Annotated in this window: 17 protein-coding genes; 4 read left to right on the forward strand and 13 right to left on the reverse strand. The window is 39.5% G+C overall.

The window, feature by feature from the left end; translation table 11 throughout:
- The first annotated feature begins 76 nt into the window (after positions 1-76).
- The 3 genes from ACSZOX_RS01685 to ACSZOX_RS01695 all read left to right on the forward strand — a co-directional run bounded on the left by ACSZOX_RS01685 (position 77) and on the right by ACSZOX_RS01695 (position 2,688).
- On the forward strand, positions 77-865 hold the full coding sequence (locus tag ACSZOX_RS01685; RefSeq protein WP_437918009.1) for an AraC family transcriptional regulator: 789 nt from the start codon (positions 77-79) through the stop codon (positions 863-865).
- 379 nt (positions 866-1,244) lie between these two features.
- Positions 1,245-1,979 carry a siderophore-interacting protein gene (locus tag ACSZOX_RS01690; RefSeq protein WP_437918010.1) on the forward strand — a complete coding sequence of 245 codons (735 nt, stop codon included), beginning with the start codon at positions 1,245-1,247 and terminating at the stop codon, positions 1,977-1,979.
- A gap of 37 nt (positions 1,980-2,016) precedes the next feature.
- Positions 2,017-2,688: a VOC family protein gene (locus ACSZOX_RS01695; protein WP_437918011.1), complete on the forward strand. Its 672-nt coding sequence runs from the start codon at positions 2,017-2,019 to the stop codon at positions 2,686-2,688.
- Here the strand turns inward: ACSZOX_RS01695 and ACSZOX_RS01700 are convergent.
- The 6 genes from ACSZOX_RS01700 to ACSZOX_RS01725 all read right to left on the reverse strand — a co-directional run bounded on the left by ACSZOX_RS01700 (position 2,685) and on the right by ACSZOX_RS01725 (position 13,195).
- Positions 2,685-3,386, reverse strand: coding sequence for a hypothetical protein (locus ACSZOX_RS01700; RefSeq protein ID WP_437918012.1), 702 nt, complete (start codon positions 3,384-3,386; stop codon positions 2,685-2,687). The two genes, ACSZOX_RS01695 and ACSZOX_RS01700, sit on opposite strands and share 4 nt — an antisense overlap.
- A gap of 184 nt (positions 3,387-3,570) precedes the next feature.
- Positions 3,571-5,130 (reverse strand): hypothetical protein, encoded by a 1,560-nt coding sequence (locus ACSZOX_RS01705; protein WP_437918013.1) that lies wholly within the window; start codon positions 5,128-5,130, stop codon positions 3,571-3,573.
- Positions 5,131-5,162: 32 nt separating this feature from the next.
- On the reverse strand, positions 5,163-8,480 hold the full coding sequence (locus tag ACSZOX_RS01710) for a SusC/RagA family TonB-linked outer membrane protein (RefSeq protein ID WP_437918014.1): 3,318 nt from the start codon (positions 8,478-8,480) through the stop codon (positions 5,163-5,165).
- A gap of 190 nt (positions 8,481-8,670) precedes the next feature.
- On the reverse strand, positions 8,671-9,858 hold the full coding sequence (locus tag ACSZOX_RS01715; protein WP_437918015.1) for a FecR family protein: 1,188 nt from the start codon (positions 9,856-9,858) through the stop codon (positions 8,671-8,673).
- A gap of 51 nt (positions 9,859-9,909) precedes the next feature.
- Positions 9,910-10,506 (reverse strand): RNA polymerase sigma factor, encoded by a 597-nt coding sequence (locus tag ACSZOX_RS01720; RefSeq protein WP_437918016.1) that lies wholly within the window; start codon positions 10,504-10,506, stop codon positions 9,910-9,912.
- Positions 10,507-10,804: 298 nt separating this feature from the next.
- Positions 10,805-13,195 carry a TonB-dependent receptor gene (locus tag ACSZOX_RS01725; RefSeq protein ID WP_437918017.1) on the reverse strand — a complete coding sequence of 797 codons (2,391 nt, stop codon included), beginning with the start codon at positions 13,193-13,195 and terminating at the stop codon, positions 10,805-10,807.
- A gap of 111 nt (positions 13,196-13,306) precedes the next feature.
- On the opposite strand from ACSZOX_RS01725, the gene ACSZOX_RS01730 reads away from it, so the two are divergent.
- Positions 13,307-14,407: a hypothetical protein gene (locus ACSZOX_RS01730; RefSeq protein WP_437918018.1), complete on the forward strand. Its 1,101-nt coding sequence runs from the start codon at positions 13,307-13,309 to the stop codon at positions 14,405-14,407.
- A 113-nt stretch (positions 14,408-14,520) separates the two neighbouring features.
- On the opposite strand, the gene ACSZOX_RS01735 is transcribed toward ACSZOX_RS01730, so the two are convergent.
- From ACSZOX_RS01735 to ACSZOX_RS01765, 7 genes are all read right to left on the reverse strand, one after another.
- On the reverse strand, positions 14,521-15,336 hold the full coding sequence (locus tag ACSZOX_RS01735) for an alpha/beta hydrolase (RefSeq protein ID WP_437918019.1): 816 nt from the start codon (positions 15,334-15,336) through the stop codon (positions 14,521-14,523).
- A 38-nt stretch (positions 15,337-15,374) separates the two neighbouring features.
- The gene (locus tag ACSZOX_RS01740) at positions 15,375-15,662 is read right to left on the reverse strand and encodes a transcriptional repressor (protein ID WP_437918020.1); all 288 of its coding nucleotides are present in this window, start codon (positions 15,660-15,662) and stop codon (positions 15,375-15,377) included.
- Between the two features lie 76 nt (positions 15,663-15,738).
- Entirely contained in the window at positions 15,739-17,931 is a 2,193-nt protein-coding gene (locus tag ACSZOX_RS01745; RefSeq protein ID WP_437918021.1) for an IPT/TIG domain-containing protein, read from the reverse strand.
- An 8-nt stretch (positions 17,932-17,939) separates the two neighbouring features.
- Positions 17,940-18,986: a fasciclin domain-containing protein gene (locus tag ACSZOX_RS01750; RefSeq protein WP_437918022.1), complete on the reverse strand. Its 1,047-nt coding sequence runs from the start codon at positions 18,984-18,986 to the stop codon at positions 17,940-17,942.
- A gap of 29 nt (positions 18,987-19,015) precedes the next feature.
- Entirely contained in the window at positions 19,016-20,440 is a 1,425-nt protein-coding gene (locus ACSZOX_RS01755; RefSeq protein WP_437918023.1) for a hypothetical protein, read from the reverse strand.
- A gap of 27 nt (positions 20,441-20,467) precedes the next feature.
- Positions 20,468-21,625, reverse strand: a complete 1,158-nt coding sequence (locus ACSZOX_RS01760; protein WP_437918024.1) for a fasciclin domain-containing protein — start codon at positions 21,623-21,625, stop codon at positions 20,468-20,470.
- A 54-nt stretch (positions 21,626-21,679) separates the two neighbouring features.
- Entirely contained in the window at positions 21,680-22,864 is a 1,185-nt protein-coding gene (locus tag ACSZOX_RS01765) for a hypothetical protein (RefSeq protein ID WP_437918025.1), read from the reverse strand.
- Positions 22,865-23,008: the final 144 nt, after the last annotated feature.

The raw sequence follows: 23,008 nt of genomic DNA on the forward strand, positions 1-23,008 counted from the left end.
TTTACAGCACAAAATTATCCAACACAGCAACTATATATTTTATATAATTAGCCTAATATTTGCTATATTTAGCCACATGGACATTCTTAACCAATTAATAAATAGTGTTGATGGACAGCCTGATTCAATTCTGGTGATGAGACAACAGACCGAACAGCGTTTGCCATCACATCAACATGATAAGGCGCAGTTATTATTGGTGTATGGTGGCATTGCATACCTGCAAACAGACGAAAAAGACTTCTATATTCCCTCCAATCATTATATCTGGATACCTAAAAATTATCCTCATAATCTGATGTTTAATACGCAAGATCTGTATATCATTAATATCTATTTCCCTGCAGATGAGGCGAATGGCTTTTATGATGAATTGGGCATTTATCCAGTGAGTAAGCTTCTAGCAGAAATGCTTTCATTTAGTGAAAAATGGCAAGGAGATTACTGTAAAGGTTCTTGGGAATTTGAGTTTCTAACGACACTTAAGAATATGTTATCCAAAGAGAACTTAAAAAAATTTTCAATCCAGCTTCCCACAACAGACGATCAACGACTCCAAACTATTATCGAAAATATAAAAAGTCGGTTAAATGAAAATCTGACCTTAGATGACACCGCGAGTTTATCCGGAATGAGTGTGAGAAGTTTGACAAGACTATTTCAGACAAAACTGCACATCACTTTTATTCAATATTTAAAAATGTTGAGGATTATCCGGGCTATGGAACTAATCAAAGATACGGATTTGAATATGACGCAAATAGCTTACGAAATCGGGTATTCAAATATATCTGCTTTTAGCAATAACTTTCAACAATTGACAAATATGAGGCCCACAGAATTTAAGATAGTTTCTTCTCATTAAGTAATGATTTGAGGTTTCCAATTAATTACATTGCGGAGTAAATTTAGTTTCTTACTTCAGAATACAGATGAACCATCATCACTGCACGCTAATTTATTCACGTTTAAAAAAACTCCCTTTTACGGATATTTTAATCCTTTTTGCGTACTGCACACAAAACAACATCAACTATTTTTGAGCAACATTTTTTATTTAGAAACATTCTTAACAAGAATCAGTATATTAGCAAAAGGTTAAAAAGAAGCGATTACAATTCGGAAAAATTGTAGTAAAACATATTCAGCCTATGGGGTTTTGAATAAAATAAAAGTTTCAGAAAATCATACGCAGTAGATTTTTCTCGATTAGGATTGCTGACGTTCAACAGAAATAAAAAACTATGCCTAGAGTTCCCAAATGGATGGCGGATGCCATGCAATCGCTTTTCAGCGGGATGTATCATCCTGCACAAATAACAGCTGTAGAAGATCTCGCTGGTCAACTGCGAAAGATCCGTTTCGAAGGTGATTTTTCAAAATCAAAAAAGCAATTCGTACCTGGCAATGTGATTGAATTTAGAATAAGTGATACAGAATTTAGGCACTACACCCCTTCTTATTTCGATCAGCATGATGGTGTATGCGAAGTCTTATTTTTTCTACACGACAAGGGGCCTGGAAGTAGATGGGTCGCAAACCTAAAAACAGGTGATACATTGAATCTATTGGGCCCTGGTGGTAAGATAAAATACAATTCCGAATTCAAAACGCATATTGCTTTTGGAGACGAAACATCCTTGGGTCTTTTAATGTGCCTTAGAGACGAAGCAATAAAGCAACAGCATCAATTTATAGGTCTTGCAGAAATGCATGCAGAAAACAAAAATTGGCTGGATATATTAGAACTTAACATCGCTGCTGTCGAAAAAAAGGAAGAACTTAAAAAAGCCGATACGATCGATAAACTAAAAGAGCTAATAGAAAATCAAAATACGGCTAAAAGTGATATGGTATTTTACCTAACCGGAAATGCGAAATCCATTTTAGGATTAAAAAAATTTCTGTTAGAAAATGGTCTAACGAACAAGCAAATACAAACTGAGCCATACTGGGTAGAAGGTAAACAAGGGCTTTGATAGTTGAAATCACAAAACCAACAGTTACAAAAGAATAATGGCAAACGAAAATAAAATACAGCTCAGTCATGTACTTTACCGTGTACAAGACCTTCACCAATCAGTCAAGAAGCTACAAGAAGCAGGATTCACCGTGCAATATGGTACTGCTCCCGAAAAAGCATATAATGCTTTAATTTGGTTTGAAAGTGGCGTTTTTATCGAAATATATAAGAACTCAGGTCTGCCAGCACCGATAAAATGGTTCATGAAAACTTTTGGTTATCAACCTATTCTGGATCGAATGGACAAATGGGATCAGATAGACAACAACTGGTGTGAATGGTCGCTGGAATCAACAATGACGCAATTAGATACTCAAAAAGCCTTGTTTAAGGAAAAGAATGTTCCATTCAAATTTCACAAAGCGAAACGAAAAGATATCAACGGTCAAACGTTACGGTGGGAACTATTGATGCCTAACGATATTATATTTCCTTTTATAATGTCCGCGTATGCCCCCAATCCCAGACCCAAATACATTCGACATGCCAATGGAATTTCAGGTGTATCTTCTTTGGTTGTTGGGAAAGAGAACCTAAACACCGAACTATTGTATCAATTGCTTCCTAATAACGGAGAACTCCGGTTAATTGACGGTAAAAGTGGCCTACAAGAAGTCGAACTTAGCGATAGCAGTATCAACATCCGAGATATTTTACGTTCTTAGAAACCTTGATTAACCTGTTGAGCGAATAGATAAGATACGAAAATTGCTAAGTGGGGTATCTCGCCTTTTACCGACCGCAGTCTTCCGTCCAAATCATAGTCAAGTCTAGCCTGCCCAATTTTAGATACACGGCCTTCCAAATCATATTGGATCTGCTCATCCCCTAGTCTACTGATCTTTCCATCCAAGTTATAATTCAGGCGCATTTCTCCAACACGACTTAGCTTTCCATCAAGGTCATACCGCAGATAAAGGTCTCCAATCTGGCTAATTCTCCCATCTAAGTTGTAGGAGATACGTTGATCGCCTATACGATCTATTTTACCGCCTAAAGCGTAGGATACGCGCTGATTGCCAATGCTAGCAATACGACCTTCTAAATCGTATTGGATTCGCAAATCACTAACATCGCTAACCAATCCATTCATGTCGTATCCAAAACGTATATCACCGATCGCGGCTAGCGTATTATCTGGTCTGTAGGTTAGATTAACTGATCCAGATTCTTTTAGATCTGACAGCAAATTTTCTCTCAACTTGTCATTCATCAGCATCAGAAACAAGAATTTCACTTGCTTATTTGAGCTTTCTAAAGATGGAAGTGAAGTAATATTATCCAACAAGACAACAGGATAGCTTCTAACAGCACATAATACCAATAAAAGTATGAATACAAAAATTCGTTTTTTAACAGCCATAGCAATGCTTTTAATGAACACAATTCCTTTTGTGTTAAGATAGCAAATATTTTGTTTCGTTTTATAAAGAATAATTCGATTAAAAGCACGAAAGTAATCACCGACAATGTCTCGTGATAAACGGATAGGGTTATTCAAAAAAAACGGGCAAGTTTTACAACTTGCCCGTTTAAAACGTGTTAAATTAGTAACTCACTTTTGTACCTTTCCATCCCCAATCCAAACCAGCAGTAGCGGTCTCTCCCCAAATACCTTTTTGACCAGCATTTTCTATGCCACCGAAAGAATACGGTGTAACATTCGTTAACAGCAACTGATTCTGTGTAATCGGGAACTGCGTAGGTGTACCTGGCTGTAAAAGGTTATGCCTGCGCATAAATGCAAAAGGTCCCAAATTACCTCCTGCAATATCAATTTCAATCGCATACTCATAATGTAAGGCATAACGCAGCGCAGCCTCTGTTGCTGGAACAGGAGACAAATTGCCTTTTGCGATCCGAGCCGCCGAAGTCGCGTTTAATTCTGCAGCTGCGTTAACCAAGTCTCCTGACCAGAATAAAGATTCGGCGCGGAGTAAACGCAACTCTTCGACTAACATAATAATTTGACGTTTGTTGTACAACGCATCATTAGCACCATCCCCATAACGAATCCGTCCATAGTTACTAAACATTTGACGGCCCAAGTTCGCCTGCAGATAGCCTCCAAATCCAGCATAATATTTAAAGTACTTATTAAACCGGCTATCGTTCGTTTCTACAGGTGACAACACCGTACTGCCGCTAGGATATTCATCTGGATAAGTTCCCGTTCTATCGGCCAGATAAGCGAGCTTATGATCTGCGGGTAAATAAGGAAGCCCACTAACCAAAAAAGATAAGTAATAAGTAGAATAATTGTAAAATGTACCTGCCCCCGCATAAGGAGCCGTTGTAAAATCTTCAACCAATCCTTTCTGTGCATATTGTAGAACGCGATTCCAAAAAGCTTTACCTAACGTTTGTGATTCATTTTTATCTCTAGGTATACTGGCTAAAAATCGTGCTGCCAAAGAATTTGCGTACCGAATAAACTGTGGTTTATCGGCAACAATCCCTGTATTAAAATCTTGTAATAGAATACTGGGAGCCAGATCCGCATAGTGAATAGCTTGATCAAGATGCATAACGGCATTCTCTATGAGTTCCTTATAAGAATTAGGATAGGTCTGTGCCGTTTCGACACCACGATCTTGATCTACAATAATTCCCCGGTCATAGGTCGACCCTAAAAAACCTTGGGATATCCCCTTTATCAAATGTGCTACGGCATAAATCTCATTGGTTCTGTCCGTTCCTTCGTCATCTATTCCCACATTCCCTGCATCGAGGCCTCCAATCACTTTTGTTGCATCAAGATTTGCCTGATAAAAATATTGATAGGGCGCATACATAACGGCTGTACCTCCGTAAGAATCACTTGTATTTAATTGTGTTCTCGGTTCTAGATTAAAATCGATCCAGCGATAAGAGGTGTTATGAGTGGTTATCTGATCAGCAAGCAAACCAAACCCCGTCGTAGATGATACCGCGTCATTCGACCACATCATTGCTGTAGTGAAAGCGCTTGAAGTCAGTTTAAAATAATAATCCGGTGTAATTTCCAATGCTTCTTCCAATGTGAAAGTTGAAGCATCATCAAATTGCAGTTTCTCACAACTGCATATGAAGGTCATTCCTAAAATTAATAAGGCTACTAGTCTCATGATATTTATAGTCAAATCATCCAAAAAAATTACTAAAAGTTTACCGTCAATTTTGCAGTAAACGTACGATATACAGGATAAGGATATTCATCAAAATACCCTTCAGGATTACTCCCACTGAAATTTGACCAGGTATATAAATTGCGTCCTGTAACAGCAATCCGAACAGCCTGTAATGATCTTATTTTTGGCAAAGAATAACTTAAAGATATTTCCCGTAGGGACAGATATGAACTGTCTTCAATCCAGAAACTGGTGTAGCTATTCCCGTTATAAAGTGCCTGTATATAACTGTTTGGTAATCCCGCCTGTGCATATTCTTGCCATAGCCCTGATCGATCAAAACCAGTTAAATATTGTGTGGTCCGGCTATATTTACTTCCTCCTTGCTGCCAATCCAACGTAGAATACAACTGTACGGAGTTAAAGAGTGTCATGGAAATATTCAAGCCTGTAATAAAATCGGGTTGAGCATCACCAATAACCATACCTTTGCTCACACCATTTTCTTGTAAAATTAATGGCGATTCAGTGGCAGTTCCCATTGCAGAAGCAAGCACAACATGTCCTTGTTTATTCACGACAAAATCGGCTAACGGATGTGTTCCTCCCGCGGCATTCTTAACTACACCATCCACAACATCCAATTCATTTAAACTCGTCAATATTTTCTGTCCAAAAAATGCCCAAGGACTTAGGCCAATATCCTTTCTATAGATACCACTATAAAAAGGGGGAAGTCCATCGCCAAGCTCTTTTATTTCACTTCGTGTTCGTGCAAACGTGAGACCTAAATCCAACTTAAAATTCCGTTGGTCAACAATCCCTGTCGCACGTGTTTCAAGTTCGAAAGAACTGGAACCTATAAGACCAAAATTCTTATAAGCTGGCGTAACACCCATTGTTGGAATAAAAGCCGGCGGACGGATAAAATCACCTCGACTATTTGCTTTAGCGTAATTAAATGTCACATCAAGTTTCTTGAACAATTTCGCATCAAAACCAAGTTCCAATTCGGAGGTTGAAGAGCGTTCTAGTCTGGTGTTTTCATTTTGGGTGATACTTATCCCCGTGTTCGTTACTGTCGCCAAACTCTCCTTAGCATTAAAGTCTGGAATTCGTCCCGCTTTACCCCACGACGCACGAAGTTTCAGCTCATCTATTTTGTCTCCTAAACTGAAATCTTGTGTAAGTCGATATCCCAAAGAAACGCGAGGAAAAAATGCGGACTGTGCATCGCTACCGTATCGAGAACTTTGGTCAATACGTCCCAAGACATCCACAAAAATCTTATCTTGATATCCCGTCCTTAGATTGAGGAAGTACCCATAATTCACAGTCTTCCCTGTTGGTTCATCAGATCCCGCAATGGATCTTCCCCCGGCTTGGGTATTCGCCAAGGTATATAACGGTACAGAGAAATTATAACCCTGAGCAGAAAAAGAGCTGTTGTAATAATGCTCATAAACGCTCTTCGCACTCGCTGCAAAGTCGAAATCGCCTATACGCTCCTGATAATTGATCTGTGCCTGTCCATTAATAAAGTTACTTCTTCCGGTGTAAAGATATAGGTTACCGTTATTGAGCTCAACATTTTCTAATACCGTTTTATATCCCTTTGGGTAAAGGCTTGATACATTGACAAAACTCTGATTTATAGATCCGGAAATTTCCGCAGAAAGATTTTTCAAAATTGCATAACGAATTTTTCCCCCTGCTAGAATTTCGTGTTCTCTATTTTTATACTCTCTCGTATTATATTCGTATAGCGGGTTGAAATTTAAATTTAATGTCTGAATATTGTATCCGGCAGGAGCTACTACCCAGTCTCCATCGGCATCCCGCTCATCTAGATTGAGGAAGGGTTCCTGCAAAAGTACATTGCCGAACAACGTATATGCACCACCACCACTGGCCATTACCGAGGGTCTAGAATTGTAAAAATAATGTACGTTAGTCTCTATAGTCCATTTTTCATTAGGCCGAAGTTCCAGATTTAATTTTGCTGTTCTTCGGATATTGGCATCTATCGGTTCGACGACTCCCGCGTTACGCTGGTTCTGAAAAGACAAATAGGTATTGTAACGTTCGCCCGCATTGGCTAATGATAAAAAATTTGTATAATAAGGTTTGTCGCTCAACAAAAGTTCGGCATTATCATAGTAGTTTTTATAGGGGCTTAAAACCATTGAAAAACCATTTTCTGCATAGTTAGGAATTCTGGTGGTCGTTGAATTACCATTTTGATCCGCTAAATAAGCAAACCCAAATTGATCATCCGGATCAGTTTTCCAACGGTGTAATGTCGCCAGCTGGGGCAATCGTTGTACATTATTGACCCCATACTCATTATCTAAAGTAATATTTAACCGTCCTTGGGCATCTTTACCTTTTTTGGTGATGACCTGAATAACGCCCCCCTCAGCACGCGTTCCGTAAAGTGCAGCCGCTGCTGCTCCTTTAATAATTTCTATGGATTCCACATCCTGAGGATTCAATTCACTTAACCGCAAGTTACTGACGTACCCGTCAACGACAATCAAAGGATCAATATTACCGCTGAAAGATTTTGCATCTCTTAGGGACACTGTAGCTCCTTCATCTCCCTCTGTCTGTATAATCGAAATACCAGCAACTTTTCCCCGCAAACTTTGCGACAAATCGATTGCCGGAACTGTATTGATCAAGCTACTCTCTACTTTCGTAACGGCAAACGGGACTTTATATTTATTCGTACCAACAGCTAAACCTGTCACGACAACCTCTTCGATTCCCGTGTTGTCAACAAGGAGTACAACATTTCCAACATCTTCTTTGACAGGAATACTTTTACTTTTGTATCCGACAAAAGCAATTCGAACGCTACCATCTGTTGGTACACCAAGTAAAATAAATCTACCATCGGCACCTGTTTTCGTCGCAATGGGCAATTTCTTACCTTCAGATGAAAAAGCGGTAACACTTGCGCCGATAAGTGGTTTACTTAGCGAATCGACGACCTTCCCTTTCAGATCCAAGAGTTCCTGATACGCTACGCTTTCTTCATTTGATGTATCTGTTGAACGAAATAAAAAAATGTTATTTCCATCTTTCTTATAGTGCAGTTTTTCTTTCTCAAAAACGAAATTTAAAAATTCCTCAACAGGCATATCTTTAACCGTTATGGCTAGGCGCTTTTTATCATTTAGAATAGCTTTATTTATTAAGATACGATATCCGCTTTGATTAAAAACCTCCTTAAATAAACCACTGTAGGAAATATTTTTATGGTTTAGTGTGATATTTTGTGAGTACGATGCTGCATGAAGACTTATAAAACCGCCTAAGAGCAGCAATGAAATTAGCTTCATGGCTCTCCAATAAAATTTATTCATTAATTTTGTAATGTTTTGGATAGTTAAAATGTGTTATCTAGGCTAAATGGATATACTGAGAGCTATCCAGGCTCACACCGGGGGTGCTACCAACACCCTTCGGTGTATCTTTAAGACACCTCGTGTCGTCTTGATTCTTGGTTAATAGACGTCTTTATCTGTAGGTTTAGATTTTTCCTCCTTTTCTTTCTTTCGCAATTATCGTGAGTTTATTTTTCTCAAGCCTATAATCAAGATGATTCGTTTCGAGTAATGTCATAATAGTTGATAAACGATTATTTCTTTCGATCGTACCATAAAACATTATCTTGGGAATTTTTCCCTCATAGGCAATATCTACACCATACCAGCGCCCCAATTGACGCATAACTTGATCCAAAGGCATATTCGTAAAATCAAAATAACCCTCCTTCCAAGCTGTTTGCTGCTTCGAGGATAAATCATTTAACAATAAGCCGCCAGTTCCTGTTATCGTTGACTCTCCCGGCTTTAGAACCATCTCATTGATACCGCCGTGTGCCCCTACACTATCCATTGTAACTTTAACTTTTCCTTCTACCAACGTCGTTGAAATGCCTGGTTCATCACCGTAGGCAGATACATTGAATTGAGTACCCAAGACTTCTATTGTCTGTTTTGCCGTTTTGACAACAAAAGGAACACGCCTTACCGTATCGCCCTCTGAAACATATAATTTGGCGACCTTAAAATAGGCTTCTCCTTCCAAGAAAACTTCTCTTTTTTGTTTACCGAGTTGAGCCGAATAATACAACTTCGATTCGGAATTGAGCCAAACCTCCGAACCATCGCTCAATGTGATCTGATAGACTCCTCCTCTGGGGACAGTTAGTGCAAGCTGATCTGAGGCATCGATTTTATTCTTCAATCCACTTACTGGATCTCCGTCAAGGTATCGAATCTCGCCTTTCATCGATAGCCCTTGCTCTTGTTCGCTGAGGGAGACAATCTCGCCATTAGGTAGAACAATATTTGCTTTATTTCCACCAGGTTCTATATCCGCAAGTTGTCCCGACGGAGAAAAATCAGAGAATACGAAGGTATAAACTGTCGCTACTAAAGAGAAGAATAGCACAATAGCAGCAACAACACTATAAGTGCGTCTATAGCTTCGCTTTTGTTGCTCCTTAAAAATTGTACTTAAAATCCGTTCGTTATTCGGCTCCCCTTGGGATTGAAGTTCACCAAGTGACCAGCATCCATCTAGCCACTGCTCTCTGAACAGCGCATATTGATCTTCATGCAGCAATGCGAAAAATTCAGCATATTCACTTTCTGAAAGTTTCTCCTCGTGGTAGCCATTTAACAAATACGTTGCTCTTTCTATGTCCATCATATATAAAGACACCCAAAGCATAACCATCGAGGTAATGGTTTTTTATTTTTTTTAAAAAAGTCTAAAAACAACTAAAATAGCCATCAAATCTGTAACATGACGCATATAAGATCTTACAAATTTCAATGCCAGTTTTACGTGTACTGCTACAGTTTTAGCACTAATTCCCATTTTTTTGGCCGCTTCATCATATTTGAGTCCATCGATATGGCATAGTCTAAAAGCCATTTGTTGCTGAGGGGGAAGTCGAACAACAGCTTCTTCTAATATTCGCCTTGCGTCGTTAAGTAATATCTTTTCTTCCGTATGTTTATCTTCGTCAACATAGTTGCTCTTCAGAAATAGATCAGCTTTCTTTTCTAAAGCTATTCTCCTTAATAGATTCAGTGAAATATTACGTGATGAAACCCGCAAGTAAGCTTCTAAATTATCTATTTTACGCAGTCCCTCTCCCAACCGCCATAATTTAAGCATGGTTTCTTGCAAAACCTCTTCGGCCAGCGTCTCCGATCTTAATATATGATAAGCAAAACTGAAAATTTTCTGATGATATCTGTAGTAAAGTTGTGAAAACGCAAGCTGATTCCCCTCGCTAACCCATTTTAACAAAGTCGTATCATTTTCCGGGATAGATTTTCGTAAAACCATCTACTTGATCAGTTATCATTATTAAGATTCCTGTATTTCTCATCCTAATTGACATCAAAACTAACAAAAGCTTAACAGAACTTTAATCTTAATTAAAAAAATATGTTAGACAGACATATCCAGACGTTCAATGTATCAATACAAGGAGTGCAAATATAGAGATTAAAATAAAGACTACAAAAAAAGTAGACTATTAAAATTTAGCACGCAAAAATAAAAATAACGATGAATATATTTTTAGCTCAAAAGAGGTTCAGGAATATTATCAGCTGTCGACACCTGTATCAAAAACAGAAATCTAAAACATCAATTGAATAGAAAGTGCAATATTCCGTCCAGGCAAAGGCGCTAAATATTTTAAGAAGGAATTTTGAGGACGTGCTTCTACATTAAGCAGATTATTACCAGATACCATCGCTTTGAGTCCATAATGGAATAGTTTAAATTGATAACCAGCTTGTGCCTGTAACAAAGCATAAGCAGGCATGGCAGGTTCCATGTTTATATTTTTCCCTAGATAGCGTTGTTTGAGGTATCTTTCAAAAGTACTATTAAAAAACATATTGTTTAAAGTACAAATTGTTGTAAACCCATAACGACTAGTTGGTAAATTAGGCATATAATCTCCTTCGGCCCACTGCCGCATATGATCGTCCGAAACGTTTTCGTTTTTCACCAAATCTGCAAATATCTGAAGCTGCAGACTAGCTTTCTCCCGCCAAGAATACTGATAAGAAGCATCCATTTCCCAGCCTGTAATTTTAGTATCGGATGCACGCCATTCTTTCACGAGAAAACCTCCAGCACGGGACATACCTGTATGTGCTAAATACAAGTAATCCTGGAAATAGGTATGATAATAGGCCACAGAAAACCTAAAGTTGTTAAAATCCGTTCCAGCAGACAATTCATAACTATGAGCACGTTCTTTATTTAGCCTATCATCACCGTTCTCTTCAACAAGAATGGCGAAATGTTCGTTTCCTGCATACAACTCATTTACTTCAGGAGCACGCTCAGCCTGCGATAGCGCAACCTTTACAAAGGTCGTTTTCAACAGATTCCATTGCACATCTCCAGACAATTGATTGAGATCAAAATTTCTTGCGGAAAGATTCCCTCCAGCCAACCCGCGGCTCGGCTTATACTGGGAATCACCGACAGCCCTACGTTGCACCCAATCGTGACGATAGCCCAGATTGGCTTCCATACTTTTCCAGCGCAAACGATGTGTCGTAAAAACGCCCAAATCACGACTGAGATTATTGGGCAAGTAACGTCGAATACCGTCTCCATTGAGCTTCAAAAATGAAAATTCCAGCCCCGACAGCCCAGTCCAAAATTGGTTAAAGTGCTGTGATAACTCAGAACGAACAGCATGCCGATGACTTGTAAACTTATTTACACGATATATGCCAATTAGCTCTCTATCATCTGAGTACTGTGCACTATACTTTAAATTTACCTCATCTACAATTTTATTTCTAGGCGTATAAGCAGACTCCAACTGTACGGCATGAGAAAGTGCGCGTGTATTTATCGCTTGATATTCTATGGGCGGTTGAACAGCATCATGTGTATGCTTCGCCTGTGTTGTTTGAGCAAAACCAGGAATACCATAATAGCCTTCCAATGCACGATAACCTATCCCCAATCGGTACTTTTCTTTAATCAAGCCAGTTCCAAGATTAATCGCTCTGCTATCAGAATGACTATTAGGCATTACACCATGCTCAACAGGATGAAAATCGGTAATGCTTCGAACAACAGTGGTGGATAGTGGTGTGCCAGGATCTTGCCCTGCAATATATTTATCATTGGGCGGATTTAGCACTTTCTGTCCACCGATAGAAGAATATTGTTCAAAGGTATATAAATCGCCCTCACTCAAATCCCATTTCGGATTATCCAAATTGTTTAATACAAATTGGCTTAGATAAGGATAAAGCGTTAAATTTCTTATTGTTTGGCGGTCCACATTCACCTGGGCCATATCGGCAGTCATATGATCTATCGAAGGATCATAAGCAATAGGCGCTTTGGTGTTTCCAGGAATCTTTAAATCTCCATGCCGTTGATTCATACCCGAAAAATGCCAAGCCCAAGAAGTTCCGAAACGCCCCGTCAGTTGAGCAGATTCGCGATGTCCCATATTCGTGCCCGCCTCTATTTTTGCTAGTCCACTTACTTTTTTGTCAGGTATAACACTCGGAACAATATTATCTTTTATATTCACAGCTCCTCCGATAGCTTTTCCCCCAAACAAAACATTAGCCGATTGTTTGTAAAGCTCTACCTCCACAGCATTATCGAGATCCACATTAACATTTAAATTAGGGCTGATCCCCGAAAGATCGTTCACGGAAATGCCATTCGAGAGCACGCGCACACGATTCCCACTTAAGCTTCTAATCATTGGTGCCCCGCTATTCGGACCAAAATAAGCGTTCTGCACACCAGAAACATGGCTCATTGTTTCTCCCAGCGTTTGTCCTTGAATGCGGTTTAATGTCTTTCTATCAATTGATAAAGCCGAACCTGATTTCTGTAAAGCCCAATTCACCACAGCAGAGTCTATTCGTATAGACTTCACAGTATCTACCGGAGTAGCCCTACAAAACAAACAAAGCAGTAAAGCGACGGTAATAGAAAAGAGAGTGGGTAAGATTGAACTTTTGAAGAATTGCATGTGCTGTAAAAATTTATTTCGGAGCAAAAGTATAAAAACAAACACAAAACGCAACCATGTTGCAATTATAATTTTTATTACTACCTTCGCGAAAAAAAACACGTTATAGAAATGAAAAAATTGAACAAAGTCTACTACTTCGCAGCTTTTGCCACAATCCTTATTTCCGGATTGGCATCCTGCTCTAAAGATTCAGCAGATCCAACTCCTGCAGTCGAATTCTCTTTGGGGGAAGACCTCACGTTAACGTATGGTCAAAGTAAAACAATTGAACTACCACAAACATTACTTGAAAATACAGCACTTACATTAAGTTTAGATTTCAGTCAAACCTCAAACGTAAGCATTAGCTCCTCCATTAACTTACACGATCAACTTGCAAAAGCGATTACTTTCGATGATCAAAAGAAAAATCTAATCGTTAATACAGGCTTGCTCTATCCCAATGGAGAAGTATCAACAGTAAATGGGCAATCCATTCCAGAGCAATATACAATCACAGTAGTAGCTAAGAATGTCGATGGAACAGCAATAGGAAAAGATTCTTTTCAGGTCAAAGTTTCTTCGGCAACAATTTCGGTTAAAGACGCACAAAATTCGGGTACTGTACTTTTCGCCTATGCTTTGTATGGTGACACGGGAGCCAGCTTTGAGTTAGACGCATTAGATCTTCCTACCCAAGGCACTTCTTGGTATCTAAAACCAAATACTAGCCAAGCGAACATAGTCTCGATCGAAAACAGTACAATTAAATTTTCTAATTCTGCCGGAGATCCAGACAAAAAAACAGAGTTCAGCTATGACCTTGAACCTGTTTTATTGAAAGATGGAATTGCTGTGGCTAGCACAAAATTTAAAGTCAACTTTATTCCACAAATCAAATTCTTATTTGGGGCTTACTATCCTGATTTAGGCTTCACAATCGATTTAAGCTTAATCCACATTGGGATAGGCAATGGTTATCTTTCTGCTAATCCAACCCTTTTCCCTGAGGAATACAAGTCGTCATTTAGTTTAGTTTCGGTTAATAAAGACGGGCAAGCCTACGATAATACGTCAGGAATTTTTTCAGTAAACGATCAAACAGGAGCCGTTTCTGTGAAAAACGATGATTCATTGGTTGCGGGAAGTTATGTAATACGCGTAAAAGCCACCACAACTACGGGGCTTGAATTTCAAACGAATCTAACATTAGTCATGTCAGGAGGATAGTTCTTCATGCTGCAAAAAAACTCCAGCTTCTTCATGGAGAAGCTGGAGAAAATCTTAGATCGTACTTATTAGCGTGAAAATTGAACGATTTCAATATCGGAGCTTAACAAACATCATTTGCATAGACTTCGCAGCCCATCATAAATTGCAGGAGAAATAATCGAACCGTGGTTCTCTCTTTCAAATCGTCGTAAATCTACCTTTAGAATTTCACCAATACCGTCGGATTCTAAAAAACTAACAAATGAAAATATAGCTTGTTCATGATTACGTTTTTCAATTGTTTTTCCGTTAGTTCCTGCAGTAGCCAAATACAACTGTGGCTTATTGCTTCTATTTTTGCTTAACCCTTTTGTCTTAAAAAGTCTGTTTACATACTCATCATCCCACCAAAGACTAGGATCTATCACAAGATAGTTATCAAACACATCGGCTTTGCTAATCAAGGTATAAAGGGCAAAAAGACCGCCAAAAGAATGCCCAACAAGCATTTTTTTACCATTTGTACGGTATCGATTATCGATCTCTTGAAAAAGCTCCTTATGTAGAAAACGTAAAAAATCGTCTGCAGCACCACTTGTATAAAAACGCTCCTTACCTTTAAATACAACCGGAGCATGGGTAGGTGTATAATCTCGTTCCCGATCTACATTCATGATTCCAATAATAATAGCTGGAAGTGCGTCAACACATGCTTCTTCAAGCAAAATTTGCTGTGCAGATATTACTTTTTCAAAATTAGCTTCGCCATCCAGAACATATATCACTGAATAACTTCTTTCTTCAGAAGAAGTGTTACCGTAGCCTTCTGGTAAAAAAACAGCATACGGTCTTTTCTCCTGCAATATATCGGATTGAATATGATACATCTTTCCGCTAATAACTGGCTTTTGAGACAGAACAGGCAAACGCTGAGGAAACAGCTTCATACACGAAAGAACTAGGGTTAAACTTAAAAACAAACTTTTCATAGACTATCGAATAGGTTATCACTTAGTACATATCCCGATCTTTGCACCAAACGAACTCTAGAAACAATACCATTTCGAACAAGCACATTTAGATTATTGTAAACCGAAGCTAAGCTTATCTTCGCTTCTTTGTTAATGTGAATCCAGATGTCTTCCGCTTCGGTAATTTCTTTGAGGTGATATACAGCATGAAGCACCAACACCCGCTGTTTTGTTGGCTTATGGCCAATTGTTTTTAGATAGCCTTCTACACGACACAAAAGTTGATCATACGATAGATACATAAGCAATTTATTGATATAGATGAGCGCCGGTCTTCTATCCTTCGTAAAAATAGAAGACCGGCGCATTTTTTATACACTATCTTGTATACACCTTACGAATGGCATTATTCGAATTATCCAACACGTAAACTAAACCATCTGGACCAGCCACCATATCATTAACCACAGCTCCGAACTTCGCAGTCAAGCCATCTCCGTCTGCGAAACCAGTTCCGCCTGTCCAAGAGAAAATTTCTTTCGCAGATTGTTCCCGCAAATTACTTTGAAGGATTCCGTAAGAATATGTAGAAAAACTCAATAGATTTTCATAATCGATCGCACAACTTGCATTGGCCTGTTTTGATAAACGTATCCAATATGAGCTTACCGTTGGCGGATTCGTCGTTAGATTTGTATACTGAGCGATGTAGCTTCCACTCGGGTAATACATATTTCCGTCATAACCAAAGAACCGCTCCCCCGTATTTGTAGAATTACTTGGTCCGTAAATTGTCGTAGTTTCCAGCGTTACCGGATTTAATCCGACTATAGCACGATTACTCTGTTGACTAAAGTACAATTTACCATCTGCCGCCACAGTAACCTGGTGTACAGCAGAAGAGAATCCTGTATAGATGGTCTGAACCTGCCCCGACAAGGATATGGAACGAACCGTACGATTGGTATTATCCATAAAATACAGTTTCTGCGTCACAGGATTGAACACCAGTCCGATCAGTCCATTAATATTGATACGGGCAGCGGTACCTATACCATCTGCATCACCAGCTTCGCCAGTACCACTACCTGCAAAAACAGACAAACTACCTTGAGGAGTTAGCTTGTAAATAGCTTTTGTTGTCATAACGCCAAAATAAAGATTTCCTTGACCATCCACAGCCATTACAGATGTAGAGGTTGGAAACGTAAATCCATGATCTACTCCACGAACAACGGTCTCCACACCGGCTCTTCGAAAATCTACCGGAGAAAGTGCCGATAAGCCTCCAGTACTTACCTGAATTTTTCCCGTGCGAAGCCCTGTAGGTGCCGTCGCTGTAATACTATTTTCAGTAGCTGAAATAACCTGACCAGCTATCCCATCAAATAGTACGTCGTTTTCTGCAGCGATTGCACTAAAGCCTACCCCCGTTATAGTTACACGTGTACCCGCTAAGCCATTATCCCGAGATAAATTCGTGATTCCTAAATTTTGCGACTTAAATGCCGGTCCTTCCGTTACTTGATCATTTACGACAACTTTCACGTTCCCTGACGGTACATCGGCGGGTAATATTAATTTAATTTCTTTCGAACTGACAGAGGAGTGGGTTAAAGCCTTCCCGCCAATATACACATATGTTTCACCCTCATTTTCACTGAAGTAATTACCTGATATAGTCATCTCCATACCTGATGGTCCACTTAATGGACTAACAATATCTAACGCTGGCGGAGGTACAACCGTAAAAGTAGGTCCATTAATATTTCCCTCTGCTAATTTAACAATGACGTCACCAGTTGCAACATCTACTGGGGCACGTACGACCAACTGTGTGCTCGAAGCTTCTAACACCTCAGCAAAAACCCCATTAAATGCAACCTCATTCCCATTTATCCCCTCTGCAAACCCCTCACCTTCTATAGTTACACGAGTACCAGCCCCTCCTGTCAACGGTTTAATGCTTTGAACAGACATATAAATTAGTGATGGACCAGTCGAAACCATTTCGCCCAGCTTCACAACCACCGGACCAGAACCAACATCTTCCGGTACTCTCACCACAAGCTCCTGTGCTGCAGATTGGACAATGACAGCTTCAATTCCATTAATCGTTACAACAGGAACTCCACTCTTGCTTTCAAAGCCTTCACCAATAATATGAATCTCAGCATTAGCCTGTGCACGTTCCGGAGTAATCCGTTGTACACTAAGCGACTGATAAGTATATTCTCCAACCTCCAACGCATGATCGCCCAGTTGTAAACGTAAAAGTCCATCCGTTCCTTTTTCAGGAGCGCGCACCACTATCTTTTCCTCTGTAACCTCGATCACATCTGCTTCGATTCCGTTGAAAGTAGCTTGTGTACCAATCCTATCCTTGCCAAAACCGCTACCTACTATCGTTACAAGTGTACCTGCATTACCACTATTCGGATAATAGTTTGCTATTTGAGGATTTGTATTTCCTGAGTCATTCAAATCTTTATTCTTCTCACAGGAATATTGCAAAGCAACAGCAAACAGCAGCAGAAAGCATATCCATTTTATATTTGTTATTCTTTTCATCTGTATCATTATTTATACTGCATCACACGGTTGACGGTGTGTAAAACACCATTTTCTGCTACCAAATCTGTATCTACGATATAAGAATCATTCGATTTAGCATCAGTTAATGTAAATTGAGTGACTTCCCGATTCACAGTTCCATATATCGTTCCCTTTCGTATAGATTGTTTTACGCGATTACCATCGTACATATAAGCCGTCTGCTCATACAAAAGTCCCCAACTTGTCGCAGTCGTTGTTCCCGTGTACAACAACACACTCGCCGGAGTAGTAGGCGTGGGTAGTGCCAAGATGAAATCTTGATGATACCGCTTTCCTGACAAAAGATGATAACCAACAATTTCAGCTAAATAGTCGGGATCTGCGGCATCAATTTCCTGTAAACTACTCAATCCAAAAGTCTTAACCGCCGCATTAGTAGGCGCAAATAAGGTAAATTGCTCCTCGGCACTCAACAAATCTTTCATACCAGACCGCTGCACGATATGGGAAAAAAGAACCAAGTCCTGTCTAGACGCCAACGCATCTAAAATAGTCTTGTGCTGACTTGGTTGAAGTGCCACATCCAAAATCTGAATCAAGCCATTATTAGTTTGGTAATTAATAGGAGGAACTATTTTCTTACCATTCACTGTCATCGTCGTATCTCCATCCTTTGCCCAACGTGTAACGAATATCTTTCCTCCACGCGATTTCAATTCGTGATTAAATCCAAGAGGAAGCTTATTAAATTCATAATTACCATCCAATAGATGATATTCAACCAATGCTGCCAAGGTCGCTTTTGGCAGTGTGTGCACTGTCGTGGTGTCGTATCCAGCAGCGAGCAACGCTGCATTGCTTGGTACTAACAACGTAAAATCGCCATCCTTACTTAGCTCACCTTCTAATCCACAGGCACGTACGATGCGTCCAAAAACATTTAGGTTATAGTTATCCGCTAACACATAGCGGATCTTATTGTAATCAACAGGAGCTAGGTCATCGCTATCGGATTTACATCCCCAGACAACCAACACCAGTAAAAAAAACAGGATATTATTTTTATTCATTTTTTCTTGTCTTTATGATCTTAATTCTGCTACTTATCTAAAGAGAAACCTGGAGGTATAATTAGTTTATCCACGGCGTGGATTGGACCATTCAACGTCGCAATATCCTTTCCTGTAATTGGAACATACGCGGCTCCTGAATTTTTTATGCGCAGCGAAACCTGGTCGCCATCGCGTCGAAATTCGAAAGGCATATAATAGAAAAGACGTTTATCCTCATTGGTGTTAGAATTTGTTCTCTCATTGTACAAGCCATTCAACATGTAGTCACCCAGAATAGCATTATCGAGGTCTTGACTATAGAATGCTGTAATATTTGAAATACCTGTACGATACGTTGTCGTATTCTTCGGAGCATACAATCGTCCCCAATCGTGATGATAATTCAATAATGTATCTGTTGCGTATAGCTTCTTATAGTAAAAAGTATATTGCACATTCACGATACTGCCCGATACTCTGGTAATAGTCGGTGCCGCATTACGATCGTTTAATGCCCAAACCTCATCGGCCGTTTGAAATCCAGCGTCTTGAAAAGCTTTGTTTGTAGGAATAAACCAGCTCGCCAAAGTACTGATGACAGGTTTTCCTTGCGTAAACAAAGCATTTGTATAGGGATGTGCCGGCCAAATACCGAGCCCGAGACGTTGAACATAATTTGTAAACAGTGGGCTGTCAAACGTCAAGGATGGCGAAATAATCGGTGTGACAACCGTATTGATAAGGTTCAATTTTCCCTGCTCCATACGGTCCATCAAATCCACATATATACTAAACTGCGGATCCTCCCTGAGCACCTCTATCGCCGTTTTCGTCGGGTATTCAAGTACCGTATCAACTGGCCAAAAAGAACCATTTCTTGCAAAAAAAGGACTTTGATTTCCCACTTTATTTCCATTGGCATAAAGCTCATTACCGGTACGATGAAGGTACAAACGATGACGGTAAGGCCATACTTCCCTGCCTGTCGTTAAGTAGATACCGCTAATAGTATTGGGCTTTCCTTCAAAATAATAATAGTCCCTACTCTCCAAAATATTAATAGCAACATAACTATCCGGTCTCAAACTTAAATCTACCTCCGAAATGGCTCCGATAAAGGTATGTCTTAAGATCAATGTGTCCAATGTGCCACTAGTCGCTGCTGCAATAACTTGACTATTCCATCCCTTCGCAAGCATAGCTTCATCCGTAGGTACAAGAACAGTAAATCCATTTTCCGGATAACCTTTATAGATCATAAAATCATTCATACCACTTCGCTTCCATGCTTCATAAAATAAGGTATGTGCTGATTTAGCTAAAGCTTCCGGGAAATTATCCGTGATTTCATCTTCCAATTTAATGGCTTCTCCGACCGCAGGAGGCATAAATTCTTCCTTGTTGCACGAAAAAAGCAACAAAGTTATCAGTAAACCTAATCCTAAGGCTCTTATATCTATTTTCTTTTTCATGGGTATAGATTACTCTTTCTATTTAAATCAGTTTTTCAACGCTTCATCAGGTAATACTAATAATGCATGTATATCATGTATCAAACCATTAGAAGCGATGTGATCGTTTCGCTCTGGACGATCACCATAGGTCTGTGCTTCATGAGATTGCCGACCTGAGCCCAAAAACAGATCAAAATCCAACGCACTATCATAAACCAAACTTGAAGATTTTCCCGGATACTGTCCATAAGGAAAAGCCAACTTCGAGATACCGAAACTATATAAATTCTGATCCAAGGCGGTCTGTGGAAATATTTGTTGTCCTGGTACGTTATGCGAATAGCCTGTCAAATTCTGATGATAGTCTTCATCATCTTCGAGTACTCTAGTTACAAACTGTTGGCCACTATTGTAATAATAATATCTAAAATCTGAGATAAAAATAAGCAGATCAGGCACAATGTAAGCCCCAAATAAACGCGCACCAATCAGCTTATTAACATCCATTCGCGCGATGCTATCCACCGTGATCCCTCTACTTTCAAACTCTTCATTATCCGGCGCGAAAACAGAGAAGTTGCGATCTTCATTTCCAAGCAGATCTAACAGATTAAAATGTCTCAGACCTGCAGTAAAGATGCTATACTGTTCGTTTTCCTCCAACCACTGCTTGATGCTTCCTTTAGGGTAGAATTTAAGCACCTTATCGAGTACCTGCACATTTCCATTGATAAAGGCCTGATCGAACGTAGTAACACGCGAGCCCGAAAAAGTAAGGTACGTCGTTGTCACATAACTCACCTTGGAGGCCTGTTGCTCCATCCCTTCCAAAGTCGTGTAAACTATTCCATTATCAAAAGGGATATCATCAACCAGGAGACGCTGCGGAATAATATGGAATGCCAACGCTTTATACAAACTATCTTTATCCAACTGATAAAAATCGCTAGGTCGAGTTATTCCCAAGGCTTCAAAGGCCGAATTGGGCGGAGCAAGCAGCGTATAGTTCCCCAAGTGATTATTTAACGTATCCATAAGCCCTGTATACTGCAACGCGCTAGAGAGAAGCGTAAACTCAAAATTGTTACTAATAAATCCTGCAACGGTACGTTCTTCTTCGTTAGGCTGATAGAGTTCCACTTCATCATAATCACAACTTTGCAAACCAAAAACAAGGGCTAAGCCGTATAAAATTTTTTGCATTCGCTTAAAATTTAATAGACATATATTCTTTCTTAATTTTTTCATCTTTATTTATTAATATAAAACCGGCGGTGCATACCGTCTTTGGATGGTCATTAGGTATATACTATTATTAATTACCTCTACCGTATTCACCGTTGCAAAAGATCTCGGATTATCTTGCCCTGATGGCGTTGTAATGATCATATTGGGCATATCCGGCATGATAACCCATTGATAAATTCCATTTGCGCTATAATCAAAACTATTTTTGAAAAAATATGCCATAGCTAATTGGCTTCCATTACTTGCAGCATATGTATTTTGTCCTGTTATGTTGATAATTGGGTCTTTGAAGGGGACCAAGCCTGGTGCCAAGAACTGTAATCCCTGGAACATTTTCGTACGTATTCCATTATCTAATGGATTCAGCCAAAGCGGAAAACTTTGGTAGGGTGCAACTTTACCAGACGTATTATCCCGATAAATTGTAGTCATATACCGTCCTGCATAATCATCGCTGATCAACAAATGATTTGGCGTACTATTTACGGTCTGCGCATAGGGCCCATCGTAGAGCGTCATAAAAACATTCATCGTATCCCGTATGCCTTGCTTGAAATAATTCCACTGTGATATTGATGTATTGGTTTTGTTGAAAATATTTTTACGATTATCATCTGCTTGCCAAAATCCCTTTGCACTGTAATTATAAAAATTAACGTAGACCAAGCTATCAGCCATCCCTTGTTTATGAAAGGTTTCTTGACGTACGACGATGCCTCGCTCGCGCGTATTGAAATCTCGCTCTAATGCTTGTAACGTATACACTTCACCTGCTGTCAAATCAAGTAGGGTATCTTTGAGTACATTAATCTTATAGCGCTTTTCCAATTGAAAAAAGGGTACATCACTGAGCGGTCGATAATAAAATGCTATACGCACTTTACCAGAAGGCACCTGCGCCCATGAACTCAGATCATAACCATTCAATACAGGAGCTACGAGCACACTTTCTTTACCGGGATATTCCGTATTCCATACAGAAATAGATTCGCCAACATGCGTAGGAAAAGGTGCAGCATAGGTTTCTCGCTCTTCGAGAAAATCCCCTATAATTTCTGCTCCAACCGGAGTTCCATCTGTGTCAAATTCTGGATTAATCAACATCGTAAGATAAGGCGGATTCAATCCTCTATCTTCTATGTTCGTCCCCGTATTAATACTATTAAATACACGCAAATATGCTGGGCTATTCATCGATACGTAGTCTATTTTCTGGCAACTAGTCATCGAATTGCAGACTAGTCCACAGCAGAGCACAAGAAGTAAAAACCTGTGGTTCCAACAAGGATATAAGAGACTTTTTAGCATAAAATATAGGCTTTCTTCACTTAAGTTATT

The sequence above is a fragment of the Sphingobacterium sp. LRF_L2 genome (genome assembly GCF_965644235.1).
Classification (GTDB): domain Bacteria; phylum Bacteroidota; class Bacteroidia; order Sphingobacteriales; family Sphingobacteriaceae; genus Sphingobacterium.

Excerpts from the sequence above, each read along its gene's own strand:
- ACSZOX_RS01685 (WP_437918009.1), top strand. The coding sequence starts at position 77 with ATGGACATTCTTAACCAATTAATAAATAGTGTTGATGGACAGCCTGAT.
- ACSZOX_RS01690 (WP_437918010.1), top strand. The coding sequence starts at position 1,245 with ATGCCTAGAGTTCCCAAATGGATGGCGGATGCCATGCAATCGCTTTTC.
- ACSZOX_RS01695 (WP_437918011.1), top strand. The coding sequence starts at position 2,017 with ATGGCAAACGAAAATAAAATACAGCTCAGTCATGTACTTTACCGTGTA.
- ACSZOX_RS01700 (WP_437918012.1), bottom strand. The coding sequence starts at position 3,386 with ATGGCTGTTAAAAAACGAATTTTTGTATTCATACTTTTATTGGTATTA.
- ACSZOX_RS01705 (WP_437918013.1), bottom strand. The coding sequence starts at position 5,130 with ATGAGACTAGTAGCCTTATTAATTTTAGGAATGACCTTCATATGCAGT.
- ACSZOX_RS01710 (WP_437918014.1), bottom strand. The coding sequence starts at position 8,480 with ATGAAGCTAATTTCATTGCTGCTCTTAGGCGGTTTTATAAGTCTTCAT.
- ACSZOX_RS01715 (WP_437918015.1), bottom strand. The coding sequence starts at position 9,858 with ATGATGGACATAGAAAGAGCAACGTATTTGTTAAATGGCTACCACGAG.
- ACSZOX_RS01720 (WP_437918016.1), bottom strand. The coding sequence starts at position 10,506 with ATGGTTTTACGAAAATCTATCCCGGAAAATGATACGACTTTGTTAAAA.
- ACSZOX_RS01725 (WP_437918017.1), bottom strand. The coding sequence starts at position 13,195 with ATGCAATTCTTCAAAAGTTCAATCTTACCCACTCTCTTTTCTATTACC.
- ACSZOX_RS01730 (WP_437918018.1), top strand. The coding sequence starts at position 13,307 with ATGAAAAAATTGAACAAAGTCTACTACTTCGCAGCTTTTGCCACAATC.
- ACSZOX_RS01735 (WP_437918019.1), bottom strand. The coding sequence starts at position 15,336 with ATGAAGCTGTTTCCTCAGCGTTTGCCTGTTCTGTCTCAAAAGCCAGTT.
- ACSZOX_RS01740 (WP_437918020.1), bottom strand. The coding sequence starts at position 15,662 with ATGTATCTATCGTATGATCAACTTTTGTGTCGTGTAGAAGGCTATCTA.
- ACSZOX_RS01745 (WP_437918021.1), bottom strand. The coding sequence starts at position 17,931 with ATGAAAAGAATAACAAATATAAAATGGATATGCTTTCTGCTGCTGTTT.
- ACSZOX_RS01750 (WP_437918022.1), bottom strand. The coding sequence starts at position 18,986 with ATGAATAAAAATAATATCCTGTTTTTTTTACTGGTGTTGGTTGTCTGG.
- ACSZOX_RS01755 (WP_437918023.1), bottom strand. The coding sequence starts at position 20,440 with ATGAAAAAGAAAATAGATATAAGAGCCTTAGGATTAGGTTTACTGATA.
- ACSZOX_RS01760 (WP_437918024.1), bottom strand. The coding sequence starts at position 21,625 with ATGCAAAAAATTTTATACGGCTTAGCCCTTGTTTTTGGTTTGCAAAGT.
- ACSZOX_RS01765 (WP_437918025.1), bottom strand. The coding sequence starts at position 22,864 with ATGAATAGCCCAGCATATTTGCGTGTATTTAATAGTATTAATACGGGG.